11 protein-coding genes, 2 tRNA genes and 1 rRNA gene are annotated in these 14,012 nt (G+C 57.6%); 6 read left to right on the forward strand and 8 right to left on the reverse strand.

Features of this window, described 5'->3' with window-relative positions; translation table 11 throughout:
• Positions 1-146: 146 nt before the first annotated feature.
• The 5 genes from HYN24_RS10730 to HYN24_RS10750 form a co-directional block, all read right to left on the reverse strand.
• Positions 147-222, reverse strand: a tRNA-Ala gene (locus HYN24_RS10730).
• Between the two features lie 12 nt (positions 223-234).
• A tRNA-Ile gene (locus tag HYN24_RS10735) sits at positions 235-311 on the reverse strand.
• Between the two features lie 60 nt (positions 312-371).
• Positions 372-1,907: ribosomal RNA gene (locus HYN24_RS10740) — 16S ribosomal RNA — on the reverse strand.
• Between the two features lie 386 nt (positions 1,908-2,293).
• Positions 2,294-2,851, reverse strand: a complete 558-nt coding sequence (gene greB / locus HYN24_RS10745; protein WP_117609241.1) for a transcription elongation factor GreB — start codon at positions 2,849-2,851, stop codon at positions 2,294-2,296.
• Positions 2,851-3,159 (reverse strand): hypothetical protein, encoded by a 309-nt coding sequence (locus HYN24_RS10750; RefSeq protein ID WP_117609242.1) that lies wholly within the window; start codon positions 3,157-3,159, stop codon positions 2,851-2,853. The genes greB and HYN24_RS10750 overlap by 1 nt, the downstream gene beginning before the upstream one ends.
• 70 nt (positions 3,160-3,229) lie before the next feature.
• Here HYN24_RS10750 and HYN24_RS10755 point away from each other — a divergent pair, with 70 nt between their 5' ends.
• Positions 3,230-3,451: a DUF465 domain-containing protein gene (locus tag HYN24_RS10755; RefSeq protein ID WP_117609243.1), complete on the forward strand. Its 222-nt coding sequence runs from the start codon at positions 3,230-3,232 to the stop codon at positions 3,449-3,451.
• Between the two features lie 142 nt (positions 3,452-3,593).
• Here HYN24_RS10755 and HYN24_RS10760 read toward each other — a convergent pair whose 3' ends face one another.
• Both HYN24_RS10760 and HYN24_RS10765 read right to left on the reverse strand, forming a co-directional pair.
• Entirely contained in the window at positions 3,594-4,601 is a 1,008-nt protein-coding gene (locus HYN24_RS10760) for an inorganic phosphate transporter (RefSeq protein WP_117609244.1), read from the reverse strand.
• 14 nt (positions 4,602-4,615) lie between these two features.
• Positions 4,616-5,254 carry a DUF47 domain-containing protein gene (locus HYN24_RS10765; protein ID WP_117609245.1) on the reverse strand — a complete coding sequence of 213 codons (639 nt, stop codon included), beginning with the start codon at positions 5,252-5,254 and terminating at the stop codon, positions 4,616-4,618.
• 107 nt (positions 5,255-5,361) lie between these two features.
• Here HYN24_RS10765 and HYN24_RS10770 point away from each other — a divergent pair, with 107 nt between their 5' ends.
• The 4 genes from HYN24_RS10770 to HYN24_RS10785 all read left to right on the forward strand — a co-directional run bounded on the left by HYN24_RS10770 (position 5,362) and on the right by HYN24_RS10785 (position 9,565).
• Positions 5,362-5,694, forward strand: coding sequence for a hypothetical protein (locus HYN24_RS10770; RefSeq protein ID WP_117609246.1), 333 nt, complete (start codon positions 5,362-5,364; stop codon positions 5,692-5,694).
• A 15-nt stretch (positions 5,695-5,709) separates the two neighbouring features.
• Positions 5,710-6,756, forward strand: coding sequence for an aldo/keto reductase (locus HYN24_RS10775; RefSeq protein WP_117609247.1), 1,047 nt, complete (start codon positions 5,710-5,712; stop codon positions 6,754-6,756).
• On the forward strand, positions 6,756-7,547 hold the full coding sequence (locus HYN24_RS10780; RefSeq protein WP_117609248.1) for a ferritin-like domain-containing protein: 792 nt from the start codon (positions 6,756-6,758) through the stop codon (positions 7,545-7,547). The genes HYN24_RS10775 and HYN24_RS10780 overlap by 1 nt, the downstream gene beginning before the upstream one ends.
• Before the next feature lie 200 nt (positions 7,548-7,747).
• Positions 7,748-9,565 (forward strand): DEAD/DEAH box helicase, encoded by a 1,818-nt coding sequence (locus HYN24_RS10785; protein ID WP_117609249.1) that lies wholly within the window; start codon positions 7,748-7,750, stop codon positions 9,563-9,565.
• A 577-nt stretch (positions 9,566-10,142) separates the two neighbouring features.
• Here HYN24_RS10785 and HYN24_RS10790 read toward each other — a convergent pair.
• Entirely contained in the window at positions 10,143-10,535 is a 393-nt protein-coding gene (locus HYN24_RS10790; protein WP_117609250.1) for a glutathione S-transferase N-terminal domain-containing protein, read from the reverse strand.
• A gap of 251 nt (positions 10,536-10,786) precedes the next feature.
• On the opposite strand from HYN24_RS10790, the gene HYN24_RS10795 reads away from it, so the two are divergent.
• The gene (locus HYN24_RS10795; RefSeq protein WP_117609251.1) at positions 10,787-13,915 is read left to right on the forward strand and encodes a Cache 3/Cache 2 fusion domain-containing protein; all 3,129 of its coding nucleotides are present in this window, start codon (positions 10,787-10,789) and stop codon (positions 13,913-13,915) included.
• Positions 13,916-14,012: the final 97 nt, after the last annotated feature.

Genomic DNA, 14,012 nt, shown 5'->3' on the forward strand with positions numbered 1-14,012 from the left:
TCGTCCGAAGACATTACAGATGCAATCACAACGTGTTGCCAACGCCTCATCAGCGCCGCAACACAACCTTCTTCCATTTTGTTAAAGAACGTAGCAATTGATTGCTCAAAAGCCAAAGATAAACACCACTGCTTATCTTTGGGTTTTGGTGGAGGATAACGGGATCGAACCGTTGACCCCCTGCTTGCAAAGCAGGTGCTCTCCCAGCTGAGCTAATCCCCCTTGATTTGACGTTGGTGGGTCTGGTTGGAATCGAACCAACGACCCCCGCCTTATCAAGACGGTGCTCTAACCGACTGAGCTACAGACCCTCGTCTGTTTGCTACTCATGAACAACCGATAGGTTGTGGGTGCCACAGATGCTTCTCTAGAAAGGAGGTGATCCAGCCGCAGGTTCCCCTACGGCTACCTTGTTACGACTTCACCCCAGTCACGAACCCCGCCGTGGTAAGCGCCCCCCTTGCGGTTAGGCTACCTACTTCTGGCGGAACCCGCTCCCATGGTGTGACGGGCGGTGTGTACAAGACCCGGGAACGTATTCACCGTGACATGCTGATCCACGATTACTAGCGATTCCGACTTCACGCAGGCGAGTTGCAGCCTACGATCCGGACTACGATCGGCTTTCTGGGATTAGCTCCACCTCGCGGCTTGGCAACCCTTTGTACCGACCATTGTATGACGTGTGAAGCCCTACCCATAAGGGCCATGAGGACTTGACGTCATCCCCACCTTCCTCCGGTTTGTCACCGGCAGTCTCGTTAAAGTGCCCAACTAAATGATGGCAATTAACGACAAGGGTTGCGCTCGTTGCGGGACTTAACCCAACATCTCACGACACGAGCTGACGACAGCCATGCAGCACCTGTGTTCCAGTTCTCTTTCGAGCACACCCAAATCTCTTCAGGCTCCTGGACATGTCAAGGGTAGGTAAGGTTTTTCGCGTTGCATCGAATTAATCCACATCATCCACCGCTTGTGCGGGTCCCCGTCAATTCCTTTGAGTTTTAACCTTGCGGCCGTACTCCCCAGGCGGTCAACTTCACGCGTTAGCTCCGGTACTAAATGGTTTTACCCACCCAACACCTAGTTGACATCGTTTAGGGCGTGGACTACCAGGGTATCTAATCCTGTTTGCTACCCACGCTTTCGTGCATGAGCGTCAGTATTGGCCCAGGGGGCTGCCTTCGCCATCGGTGTTCCTCCACATCTCTACGCATTTCACTGCTACACGTGGAATTCCACCCCCCTCTGCCATACTCTAGCCTTGCAGTCACAAACGCAGTTCCCAGGTTGAGCCCGGGGATTTCACGCCTGTCTTACAAAACCGCCTGCGCACGCTTTACGCCCAGTAATTCCGATTAACGCTCGCACCCTACGTATTACCGCGGCTGCTGGCACGTAGTTAGCCGGTGCTTCTTATTCCGGTACCGTCATCCACACAGGGTATTAACCCATGCGTTTTCTTCCCGGCTGAAAGAGCTTTACAACCCGAAGGCCTTCTTCACTCACGCGGCATGGCTGGATCAGGCTTGCGCCCATTGTCCAAAATTCCCCACTGCTGCCTCCCGTAGGAGTCTGGACCGTGTCTCAGTTCCAGTGTGGCGGATCATCCTCTCAGACCCGCTACAGATCGTCGCCTTGGTGAGCCTTTACCTCACCAACTAGCTAATCTGATATCGGCCGCTCAATCAGCGCAAGGTCTTGCGATCCCCTGCTTTCCTGCTCACAGAATATGCGGTATTAGCGTAACTTTCGCTACGTTATCCCCCACTGAAAGGTACGTTCCGATACATTACTCACCCGTTCGCCACTCGCCACCAGGTTGCCCCGTGCTGCCGTTCGACTTGCATGTGTAAGGCATGCCGCCAGCGTTCAATCTGAGCCAGGATCAAACTCTTCAGTTCAATCCAACAAAACAACTCACAATTCACTGACAGTAATTCTCATTACTTCAATAGATTTCTCTATCCGTGTGATTGCCATAATACTTTTTGCGACTTGCGTCGCTTACGCATCAAGGCACCCACACCTATCGGTTGTCCAAATTGTTAAAGATCATTCACTTCACCGCGCCGTCGCTTTCGCTTCGTCTGCAGCAGAGAGGCAAGATTATGAACCAATCCCAACTCCCCGTCAAGCTATTCTGCAAAATTTCTTGCACCGCCTGACTCCCCTACAACCGCCGAAAACGCCCGGCACCGCAGGAGAGGTGCGCATTCTACCGATTAAAAACACACCGTCAACACTAATTTGAAAAAACCACTTTATCGAAACCAGGAAAGCCTTGAAATCAGTCAATTACTTCATAGACAACTTCAAGAATATCGATCTCTCGCACCCCCAAGGGGCTTTGAAATCGAATCGAGTCGCCTTCACGCGCCTTGATCAAGGCGCGGGCCAAGGGAGAAATCCAGCTGATTCGCCCCTTGGCTACATCTGTCTCATCTACGCCGACGATGGTGTAGGTGTTTTCGACCCCGTCTGTATCGGCGATGGTGACTCGCGCGCCAAAGAAGATCTGGTCATTGTTGCCTTGGCGCAAAGGATCGACGACTTCGGCATTTTCAATACGCTTGGTCAGGAAGCGGATGCGGCGATCAATTTCCCGCAGGCGACGTTTGCCATATATATAGTCACCATTTTCTGAGCGGTCACCATTCGACGCCGCCCAGGAAACCACCTCGACCACATGCGGCCGTTCACGCTTGACCAGATGCTCGAGTTCATCTTTCAACCGAGCATGACCGGCCGGGCTAATGTAGTTACGCGTTCCGGGGGGAAGCTTCAGTGCTGGCGAGAGATTCTCTTCATCGTCACTGTCGCTCTCCCGCACGAACGCCTTGTTCATCAATAGCCGATGCTGTAGTGCTCGACGTCGACGCGGATCAGTTCGCGCCCGAGCAAGGCTGCCGTATTTTTGGCAAACTGGTCGGCCCAGGTCCTTTGGTCGCGAAAGCGATTTTCACCGGCGTATTTGGCCACACTAAGAATGCGGTCTACGGCGAGTATCTTGCCAGTCGGGGTAGCGACGTCGCATTCCAGAACGGTGAACTCGTGATCAAACCATTTGCGTGCCACGTCCGCCTGAGCACCACCGGAAAATTTGAATTCGAATTCGCTTTCCTTGCCGAACGAGACAATTACGTGATGTTGCATTTCTCTCTCCTCCAAGAATCATCGGTTCAGGGTATTCTAGCAAAACAACCGAAGCATTCAGGAGCCGAAAATGTCCCTTCATCCGCTGACCGAGGCAGAGATCAGCGAGATTCACGCTCAGTTGCATGAACTGCAGGTAGAACATCGTGACCTCGACCAGGTCATTACCCACCTGATCGAGAACCCGCCACCGGAAGATTTGCTTATTCGCCGACTGAAAAAGCGCAAGCTTTTGCTGAAGGATCGCATCATTCAGCTGGAAACACTGCTGATCCCCGACATCCCTGCCTAGTCGGCGCTGGGTGGCAGACGGAAGAATATCCAGTAAACAGCCCCGATGGTGGCGGCCACGGCCAGTTCCCACAACACCGGAACCATCCATACAACACCTGCCAGCACGACCAGCAGGAGTGTAAAGGTAGCGACTCTGGCGATCAGAGAATCAGCGAGCCGAGATACCAGGCCAGGGCGGCCATGGCAGCACTACAGGGGATGGTCAGAATCCATGCCCAGACAATCCCGCCGGCTACCCCCCAGCGCACGGCACGTGCGCCACGGGTAGAACCAACACCAGCGATAGCGCCAGTAATAGTGTGGGTAGTGGAAACTGGGATACCAAATGCCGTAGCCAGGAACAGCGTGATGGCCCCACCAGTATTGGCACAGAAACCGCGAGCCTGATTGAGTTTGGTAATGCGATTGCCCATGGTTTTAACAATACGCCAGCCACCAAACATCGTGCCGAGACCCATAGCGGTATAACAGGACAGGACAACCCAGCCCGGAATGGGATCCGAGGTCGTCGAGATACCGGCAGCAATCAGCAGCATCCAGATGATGCCGACGGTTTTCTGCGCGTCATTTCCACCATGCCCCAGACTATAAGCCGCCGCCGAGATCAACTGGAAACGGCGAAAATGCTTGTCCACCTTGCGTGGCGCCATGTTTCGGCAAATCCACGAAACAATCACCATCAGGGTTCCACCGATCATGAACCCGAGGAAGGGCGCGACAAAAATAAAGGCGACAATCTTCAGGACGCCAGAGGAAATCAGGCTGGCCAGCCCGGCCTTGGCAACAGCAGCACCAACCAGGCCACCAACCAGCGCGTGCGAAGACGACGACGGGATGCCGTAGTACCAGGTAATGATGTTCCAGATAATCGCCCCTACCAGCGCCCCAAAAACCACATAGTGATCAACAATCGACGGGTCGATGGTGCCCTTGCCGATGGTTGAGGCTACCTTGAGCTGAAACAGGAAATAGGCAATGAAATTGAAACTGGCGGCCCACAGAACCGCGTGGTGCGGTTTGAGCACCCGCGTCGACACGATGGTGGCGATCGAATTGGCTGCATCGTGAAAGCCGTTCATGAAATCGAACAGCAGGGCGACAATCACCAGGGTGACGACGACCCCGAGACTGATGTTAAGGGTATCCATACCGAGCTATCCGCTCAGGAGTTTTCAAGAACGATGGCTTCAATCGTACCGGCCACGTCCTTGCAGCGGTCGGTGACCGACTCGAGCAACTCGTAGATTTCCTTGAGCTTGATGACTTCACGGACATCCGGCTCTTCGCGGAAGATTTTGGACATGGCCGAGCGCAACGAGCGATCAGCCTCGGACTCCAGCCCATCGATCTCATGGCAAAGTTTGAGAATCGCCGGGGCATTATCCATGCTGTTCAGCAGCTTGATCACCGACTGGACACAGACACAGCAATTTTCGGTGACGATGGCCATGGCCTTGGCATCCGAGGGGACACGATTGATGTCGTAGAGCGACATCGACTCGGCAACGTCCTGCATGATGTCGAGAATATCGTCCATGCCATTGATCAGCTGGTGGATCTCATCGCGATCGAAAGGCGTGATGAAGGCCGTATGGAGTTGCGACAAGGTGTCGTGCGTAATCGCATCAGCCTTGCGCTCGAGATTATCGATTTCCTCGGCAAAACGGGGGGCCTGCTCGGGATGATCGACGAGCGCGGCAATCATGTTGGACAAAGCCTTTCCACCCTGCGCAATCAATTCGGCATGCGCATTGAAAAGATCGAAATACTTGCCCTCCCTGGGCATCAGACGAGCGAACATGACAGTCCTGTTAAGATTTTATTACAACCCGTAGATTCTACCACTTCGCCACCTGTCACCGACAATCCGATTGGCGCTTGAGGCAATCCTTCCCGCTAAAATGTCGTATGGTCAATTATTCACTTCCACCCGATGCTTTCGGTGACCGCTTTGTCCTCGAGCACTTGCCGCTAGCCCGCAGGGCTACCGGTTACGCCGTGCAGATGCTCGGCAGCGACCAACTCATCGACCGGGTCACCGGCGATTTTCTGCCCATCCGCTCGCCCGCCCTCAACGGACTCTTCGATAGTTTCGACGCCGCCCATGCCGTGGCCCAGGCGTGGGTGGAAAGACACTGCCCTGACCCCAATGAACACCGCCTGGCCATCGTGCCGGCCGGTTACGACCCTGTATTTCAGCGCCACATACTTATCTATGGCGTTCTTTGCGCTCAACCCTGATTCCGGAGCTTGCCAATGACACCGTTCACCACCCGCCAACTTGGCCGCAGCGAGCTTATCGTTCCCGAGGTTTGCCTCGGCACCATGACCTTCGGCGAACAAACCAGCGAGGCTGACGCCCACGCCCAGCTCGATTTCGCCCTTTCGGCCGGCATCGGCTTCATTGACACAGCCGAAATGTATGCCGTGCCGCCACGAGCCGAAACCTTCGGGGCGTCAGAAAGCATCGTCGGGCGCTGGCTGAAACACCAGCGGCGCGACCAGCTCCAAATCGCCACCAAGGTCGCCGGCCCCAGCCGCAACCTGGGCTGGATCCGCAATGGCCCGCCAGCGCTGGACCGGACCAATATCCGTCTGGCGCTTGAAGGTTCGCTGCAGCGCCTGCAAACAGATTATGTCGACCTCTACCAATTGCACTGGCCGGAACGCAATCAGCCAATGTTCGGGCAATGGCAGTACGAACCGGATAAAGAACGCGCGGGCACGCCGATCCGCGAGCAACTTGAGGCGCTCGGCGAACTGGTGCGCGAAGGCAAGATCCGGCACATCGGGGTTTCCAACGAGCACCCCTGGGGCATCATGGAATTCACCCGACTGGCGGATGAATTGGGCCTGCCCTGCATCGTCTCGACGCAGAATGCCTACAGCCTCCTAAACCGGACCTTCGAAACCGGCCTGGCCGAAGTGTGTCACCGCCAGCAAGTTGGCCTCCTCGTCTATTCGGCCCTGGCTTTCGGCCACCTGACCGGGAAGTATCTGAGCGACCCGCAGGCCCCCGGGCGCATCACCCGCTGGCCAAGTTTCGGCCAGCGTTACACCAAACCGAACGTCCTCCCGGCCGTACAAGCCTATGTTGCCTTGGCCGAAAAACATGGCCTGACGCCAACCCAACTGGCCCTGGGCTTCTCCCGTTCACGCTGGTTCGTCAGCAGCACCATCATCGGCGCCTCCTCGCTGGCCCAGCTGAAAGAAACGCTGCCCGCCATGCAGACCACACTGTCGCCCGAAATACTCGCCGAAATCGACGCCATCCACCTGCGCTACACCAACCCGGCCCCCTGATGGATTCACTGTTCACTCGCCTGGCCGAAGCCCTGGCCGTTGCTGATATCGCCACAAAAATCCGGCTAACCTCAGCCATCGCCGCCGACTGGCAGGCAGGGAAACTCGACTGGCGCGACACTGCGCCAGTCACCCTGGTATGCGGCCGCCCGGAAAAGCCCGACCTTCTGCCTCACAAGGATGTGCCAAATCGCAGCCCCGGCACACCGGAAGGACGCGCCCGACTGCTTCACGCCATTGTCCATATCGAGTTTTCGGCGATCAACCTTGCCCTCGATCACGCCGCCCGCTTCCGTCGCCTGCCCGAAGCCTATTACGCCGACTGGATCGGCGTCGCCGCCGAAGAAGCCGAGCATTTCATGCTCCTTCGTGATCGCCTGCAAAGCCTTGGCTACGATTATGGCGACTTCCCGGCCCATGCCGGGCTATGGGACATGGCTGAAAAAACCGCCGACGATGTACTGGTCCGCATGGCACTCGTGCCGCGCCTGCTCGAAGCACGGGGCCTCGATGCGACGCCGCCCATCCAGATGAAACTCGAGCAGGTTGGCGACCACGAAAGCGCCCGCGCCCTCGACATTATCCTGCGCGACGAAATCGGCCACGTTGGCCTCGGCGATCGGTGGTATCGCCACCTCTGCGCCGAGCGCGGACTGGAACCGGAAAGCACCTACCGCACCCTGCTGATTGACTACCAGGCACCCTGGCCGCAGGGCAAAATGAACGAAGCGGCGCGCCTCGAGGCCGGTTTCAGCGCCGGTGAACTGGCGGCGCTGGCAAAAAAAAGGTAGAATAATCAAATCAATGCGTTGATGCACCGCCCGCAGTAGTTCCGAGCAGCCCCCGGTTCAAGTAGGTTTCGTTTGCAGGTTCACCCCATTGATTCGCCCCCGGTATGGCTGCATCGGGGTACTCAGGCCGCCCGACCATCGGGCCAATCCGTCGCCGGTTATAACAATGTGAATGGCGACGATGAAAGGAAACAGCATCTATGTCGTCTACTCCCGACAGCTTCGCCGATCTCGGCTTAAGCGAAACGCTCCTCAAAACCCTCACTGAAATCGGCTACGAAACCCCGTCGCCCATCCAGGCCCAATGTATTCCCGTCCTGCTCGAAGGCCATGACCTGATCGGCATGGCGCAGACCGGTACCGGCAAGACCGCCGCCTTTGCACTGCCGCTCATGGAACAGATCGACGTCAAGCTGACCAAGCCGCAGGCCCTGATCCTGACCCCGACACGCGAACTCGCCATCCAGGTTGCCGAAGCCCTGCAAACCTACGCCAAGAACCTGCCTGGTTTCCACGTCCTGCCCATCTACGGCGGCCAGAGCTACACCATCCAGTTGAAGCAACTGTCGCGCGGCGCCCACGTCATCGTCGGCACCCCGGGTCGCGTCATGGACCACCTCGAGCGCAAGACGCTCAACCTCGACAACCTGAAGACCATGGTTCTCGACGAAGCCGACGAAATGCTGCGCATGGGCTTCATCGACGACGTCGAATGGATTCTCGAACGCACCCCGGCCCAGCACCAGACCGCCCTCTTCTCGGCCACCATGCCCGAGCAGATTCGCCGTGTCGCCCAGAAATACCTGGTCGAGCCGCGTGAAATCAAGATCAAGTCGGCTACCGCTACCGTCGCTGCCATCCGTCAGGTTTACTGGCAGGTTTCCGGCATGCACAAGCTCGATGCCCTGACCCGCATCCTCGAAGTCGAAGAAGACTTCGACGCCGCCATCATCTTCGTGCGCACCAAGACCGCCACCGTCGAACTCGCCGACAAGCTCTCGGCCCGCGGCTACGCCGCCGCTGCCCTGAACGGCGACCTCAACCAGCAGATGCGCGAACGCGTCATCGAGCAGTTGAAGTCCGGCGCCCTCGACATCGTCATCGCCACCGACGTTGCCGCCCGAGGCATCGACGTGCCGCGCGTCAGCCACGTCGTGAACTACGACATTCCCTACGATACCGAAGCCTATGTGCACCGTATCGGCCGTACCGGCCGCGCCGGTCGTACCGGCAACGCCATCCTGTTTGTCGCACCGCGGGAAATCCGCATGCTGCGCACCATCGAGCGCGCCACCCGGTCGCCGATTGCGCCGCTCACCCTGCCCAGCCGCGCCGACGTCACCAACAAGCGCGTTTCCGACTTCAAGCAAAAAGTCGTGGAAGTGCTCAACGCCGAAGGCCTCGATTTCTTCGCCAACATCGTCTCGCAAATTGCCGAAGAGCAAAATGTCGGCGCCGAAGAAGTCGCTGCTGCCCTCGCCATGATGGCGCAGGAAGGCAAGCCCTTGCAGATCGCCGGCGAAGACCCGCGCCCGGCCCCGCCGGCTGCCGCCTACGACAGCCGTGACAGCCGGCCGCCGCGTCCGGGCAGCTTTGGCGAAGAGCGCAAGCCGCGTTTCAACGAACGTGGCGACAAGCCGAGCTTTGAAAACCGTGGCGAACGCCCGCGCCGTGAAGAGCGCCCGGCCCGTTCGGCGCCGAGCGGCGACATGGTGCGCTACCGCATCGATGTGGGCCGGGACCATGGCGTCCAGGTCAAGGACATCGTCGGCGCCATCGCCAACGAAGCCGGCATCGAAAGCCGTTTCATCGGCCGCATCGCGCTCTACGACGAATCGAGCACGGTCGAACTGCCGGGCGGCATGCCCAGTGAAGCCTCCAATGCCTTGAAGCGCACCCGCGTCCGCGGCGTGCCGATCAACCTGCGTCCGGACGAAGGTCGTCAGGATGGCGGCGGCAGCACCGAGCGCAAGTTCGACGGCGAACGCAGCTTCAAGAAAAAGAGCTTCGACCGCTAATCACGGCCTTGCTCAGCAAAAAGCCACGGCGTGACCGTGGCTTTTTTACGCCCCACGCACAAATGAGAGCAATTCCTATTTACAACACTAACGCACATCCGCAACAATAGGAACGGTTCTCATTTGGAGTTTTGTCATGCCTAGCCTGATTACCCATATTTCAATTGCGGGCGCACTGCTGTTGTGGGCAATGACCTCGCAGACTCCGTTGTAGGCGACCAGCCAGCTGCTCATCGGCACGCACGTCGTTACCCGCGCGCTCATTCACAAAAAGCGGCGAAAAATAGACAGCCGGAATCGCAATGCTGTGGCCAGTCGGGCTGATGGCGACAGTCTGGACGCTGATTTTCTTTGTCAGGCAAGGCGTTAATGGCCAATTAGCGACGCTCCCCTCAGCTTTTGAATGGCATAATCAGCCTAATACAAATACATAAGAGGGCAGCCTTGGCTGCGCTGATACCAGCAATCGGCACCTATGTGTCGAACATCAAATAAATAAACAGCAGCCTGACTTCAAAGAAGCCGAGGCTGCTGCTCACACATCCTGACAGGCGGGGCGTTCAGTATCGCCAGTACATCAGGCGCTGGCGAAACGGCTGCGGAGGTATTTGATGATCTCGCCGGATTCGTACAGCCACTGCGTCTTGCCGGCCGGGTCGGTGATTTTCAGGCAGGGCACTTTCGCCTTGCCACCGCCGCGCACCAGATCATCCCGGTTTTCCCCCGGTTGTTGCGCATCAAGCTGTTGTACGTTGAGGGCCAGACGGCGCATTTCCTGGCGCACCTTGATGCAAAACGGGCAGGTTTTGTACTGATAGAGGACGATGCTGCTGCACTGCTGTTCAACGTTGGCCTGACTCGCGGCTGGCCGTACCATGGCCTTCGGCCGGGTGACGAATTCGCCGAGCAGCATGAAGGGGCCGAGAATGACACGCAGGGTTTTGAAGAAAGCTCTGACGACTGTTTTCATGAATGATGACCTGATTCCGTAAAAAGATGGGCTTCAGGCAGTCTATACGCTGTGGAGTTCCCCGGGGCTGACCATAACCTGCACAGCGGCTAAAGAAGGGCTTCTCCCCCATTAGCGAATAGCTATATTCAAAGCCTGTTTCTCCGGTAAAGTTGTACTTATTTGCATTTTCCCGGCCACGCTCCTCGTTCCAGCGCCAAGCCACGCAAGATGCAAGACCAGAATCGCTATCTCTAGAGAAAAAACAAGACATGAGCGTCAATCAAGCACTGACCGATCGTGCCGTCGAGGTCCAGCCAAACTGCCTGATCGTCTCTAAAACCGACCTCGAGGGGCGCATTACTTATGTCAATCAGGAATTCCTCGAAGTCAGCGGGTTCACTGAGGATGATCTGATTGGTCACGGGCATAACGCGGTACGCCACTCCGACATGCCGGCCGAGGTTTTCGCCGACCTCTGGAACGACCTCAAGGCGCAAAGACCCTGGGTTGGCGTGGTCAAAAATCGTTGCAAGAACGGCGACCATTACTGGGTCGAGGCGCACATCACACCGATCTGGGAAGGCGACCAGATAACCGGCTACCTGTCGGTTCGACGCCAGCCGACACAGGATCAGATCGATACAGCCGAAGCCGCTTACCAGGCCTTGCGTGAAGGCCGTTCCGCCGGGTGGACGATCAAGCACGGAAAAATCGTCAGTGGCGGACTCATTGGCCGCTTGCGTGGCCGCCTGTCGAACATGCCGATGGCGCTGCAATTCCTCATTCCCAGCCTGTCGATCCTGCTCCTCATCATCGCCCTTACCGCTGTGCTGGCCGGCCAGCAGATCAACCACATCCTGCGTCAGCAGACCGACAGGGAACTGGCCCAAGAGGTCCATCTCGTTCGCGCCATGATGGAAACAACGCTCGATGCACTGGAGCGCGAGGCTACCCGCTTGCTGGAGTTTTATGCCGCACGCTATCCCGGCACCTTTTCCGTTGAACCGGTCGACGGCGGCATACCGATCCTTAAACACAACAAACTCGTGGTGAACGGACACCATGACGAAGAAGATGCCTTTGCCAGCATCACCCGGGGGCCGACGGCCACACTGCTGGTCCGGCGGGGCGACGAATTTGTCCGCATCGCCACGTCCCAGAAGAACGACAAGGGTGAGCGGGTCATCAACACCGTTCTCGACAAGGTCGGACCAGCGACATCGACCCTCCTGGCCGGCGAAACCTATATCGGCAGAACCAGCAGCCAGGGGAAAGACCGGATTTCTGCCCTGAAGCCGGTCAAGGATGAGTCAGGAAAAGTTATTGGGGCTTTTGGCATCGGCTATTTCATCACCCAGGAAATGAGCACGATGCGGGAGCGGGTGAAAAGCAACAAGATCGGCCAAACAGGCTACATCTACGTACTTGATGCCCAACCGGGAAAGCGCCGGGGCGACTTGTTGATCCATCCAAGCAAGGAAGGCAGCAACATCCTCGAGGCCAAGGATGCCGATGGTCGCGAATTTGTCCGAGACATGCTCGACCGTGAAACGGGCGTGATCACCTATCCGTGGATCAATACCGAGCTGGGCGAGACGAACGAACGGGTCAAGGTCGTTGCCTTCGAAACCATGCCCAAGTGGAAGATGTTGATTGGCGGCGGCACCTACCTGGACGAATTCGACGGCATTTCCCGGCAACTCTACCGCAGCCTGTCGATCGCCGGGCTGATCATGGCCGGAGCGCTGGTGATGGTCATGGTCTGGGTTTCCCGCTATGTGCTGACCAGACGTCTGACCGGAGTCCTGGAAACCTTGCGCACCCTGTCGACCGGTAACTACAACAGCAAGATTGATGTTTCGGCCAGCGATGAACTCGGCCAGGTGTTGCACGGCCTGGAAAGCATGCAGACCCGCCAGGGTTTCGAGGTGACACAAGCCAAGCGACTGTCGGATGAGATGACGCGAATCAAGATCGGCCTCGACAATGTCGCAACCAATGTCCGGATTGCCGATAACGATGGCCGCATCCTCTATATCAATCACGCCCTGCAAAAAACCCTCGAGCGTGATGCCCCGGCGCTACGTAAGGGTGACCCGAACTTCGACCCCGCTCAGATTGTCGGGACCAGTGTCGGGCGTTTCTATCCCGACCCGGCCGAGGCCATCACACGGCTGCAAAGCCTGACCGGCCCCGTGCAGTCGAAAATGGACCTGGCCGATAGGAAATACCAGGTCGTCACCACCCCGGTACTCAGTGAAAACGGCGAACGCCTGGGTTCTGTTGGCGAGTGGCTCGACATGACTGACCAGTTGCGCGCCCAGGACAGGCTCACGGAAGTCATTCATCAGGCGGCCGAAGGTGATTTTTCGGTGCGCCTCTCGCTGAACTCCGAAGATCCATTCTTCATCCGAATCGAAGGCCTGATCAATCAGCTTCTGGAAAACGGCGAAAATGCCCTCAACGAGCTGTCACGGGTTCTCTCGGAGATTGCCGAGGGCAATCTGACAGCCCGCATTTCTTCTGATTACCACGGCGTATTCGGAGAACTGAAAAGCAATACCAATTCCACCGTTACCCGGCTCAAAGCCACCGTCTGGCAAATCAAGGAGGCCGCCGAGCACATCAATTCTGCCGCCCGCGAAATGGCCGCCGGCAACCAGAACCTATCGCGGCGCACCGAGCAACAGGCGATTACCCTGGAAGAAACATCGACCTCGATGGAGCAGATCAACACCACGGTGCAGCAGAACTCCGAAAACGCCCATGTCGCCAATCAACTGGCAACAGACGCCAACCATGTCACGGCAAAAAGCGGCGAGATGATCAAACGGGCCGAGCAGACGATGGCCGAGATTCAGCGCAGTGCCCACAAAATTGCTGACATCATCGGCGTCATCGACAATATTGCCTTCCAGACCAACATCCTGGCCCTCAATGCCGCCGTCGAGGCCGCCCGGGCTGGCGAACAGGGGCGTGGCTTCGCTGTCGTTGCGACAGAAGTGAGGAATCTGGCCCAACGCAGTGCAACCGCCGCCAAGGAAATTCGCAACCTCATTTCCGACTCAGTGACCAAGGTCGATGGTGGTGTCGCCCAAGTCCGCGAAACCGGCCAGGCCATCGAAGGTCTGGTCGCCTCCTTCCAGCATCTGGCGGCAATTGTTACGGATATCGCGCTGGCCAGCCGGGAGCAGAGCGCAGGCATAGACCAGGTCACCCACGCCCTGGGACTAATGAACGAAGTAACACAGCAGAATGCCGCCCTGGTCGAACAGGCGGCCGCCACGGCGGAATCCCTCGAGGAGCAGGCGCATCGCCTGGCGGCAAATGTCGGCAAGTTTGAACTGGGGCACCAGACGCTGCTACCCAATACAAAGCGGCTCGGAAACTCACGCTAATCCTCAGGCTGCTGCCTGAACAAGCGGTGATCTCGTCCGGGGTAGCGTATCTGCTGCTCCAGACGAGATGCCGGAAGCCCGGCAAAGGGCACGTCCT

The organism is Dechloromonas sp. HYN0024 (assembly GCF_003441615.1).
Classification (GTDB): domain Bacteria; phylum Pseudomonadota; class Gammaproteobacteria; order Burkholderiales; family Rhodocyclaceae; genus Azonexus.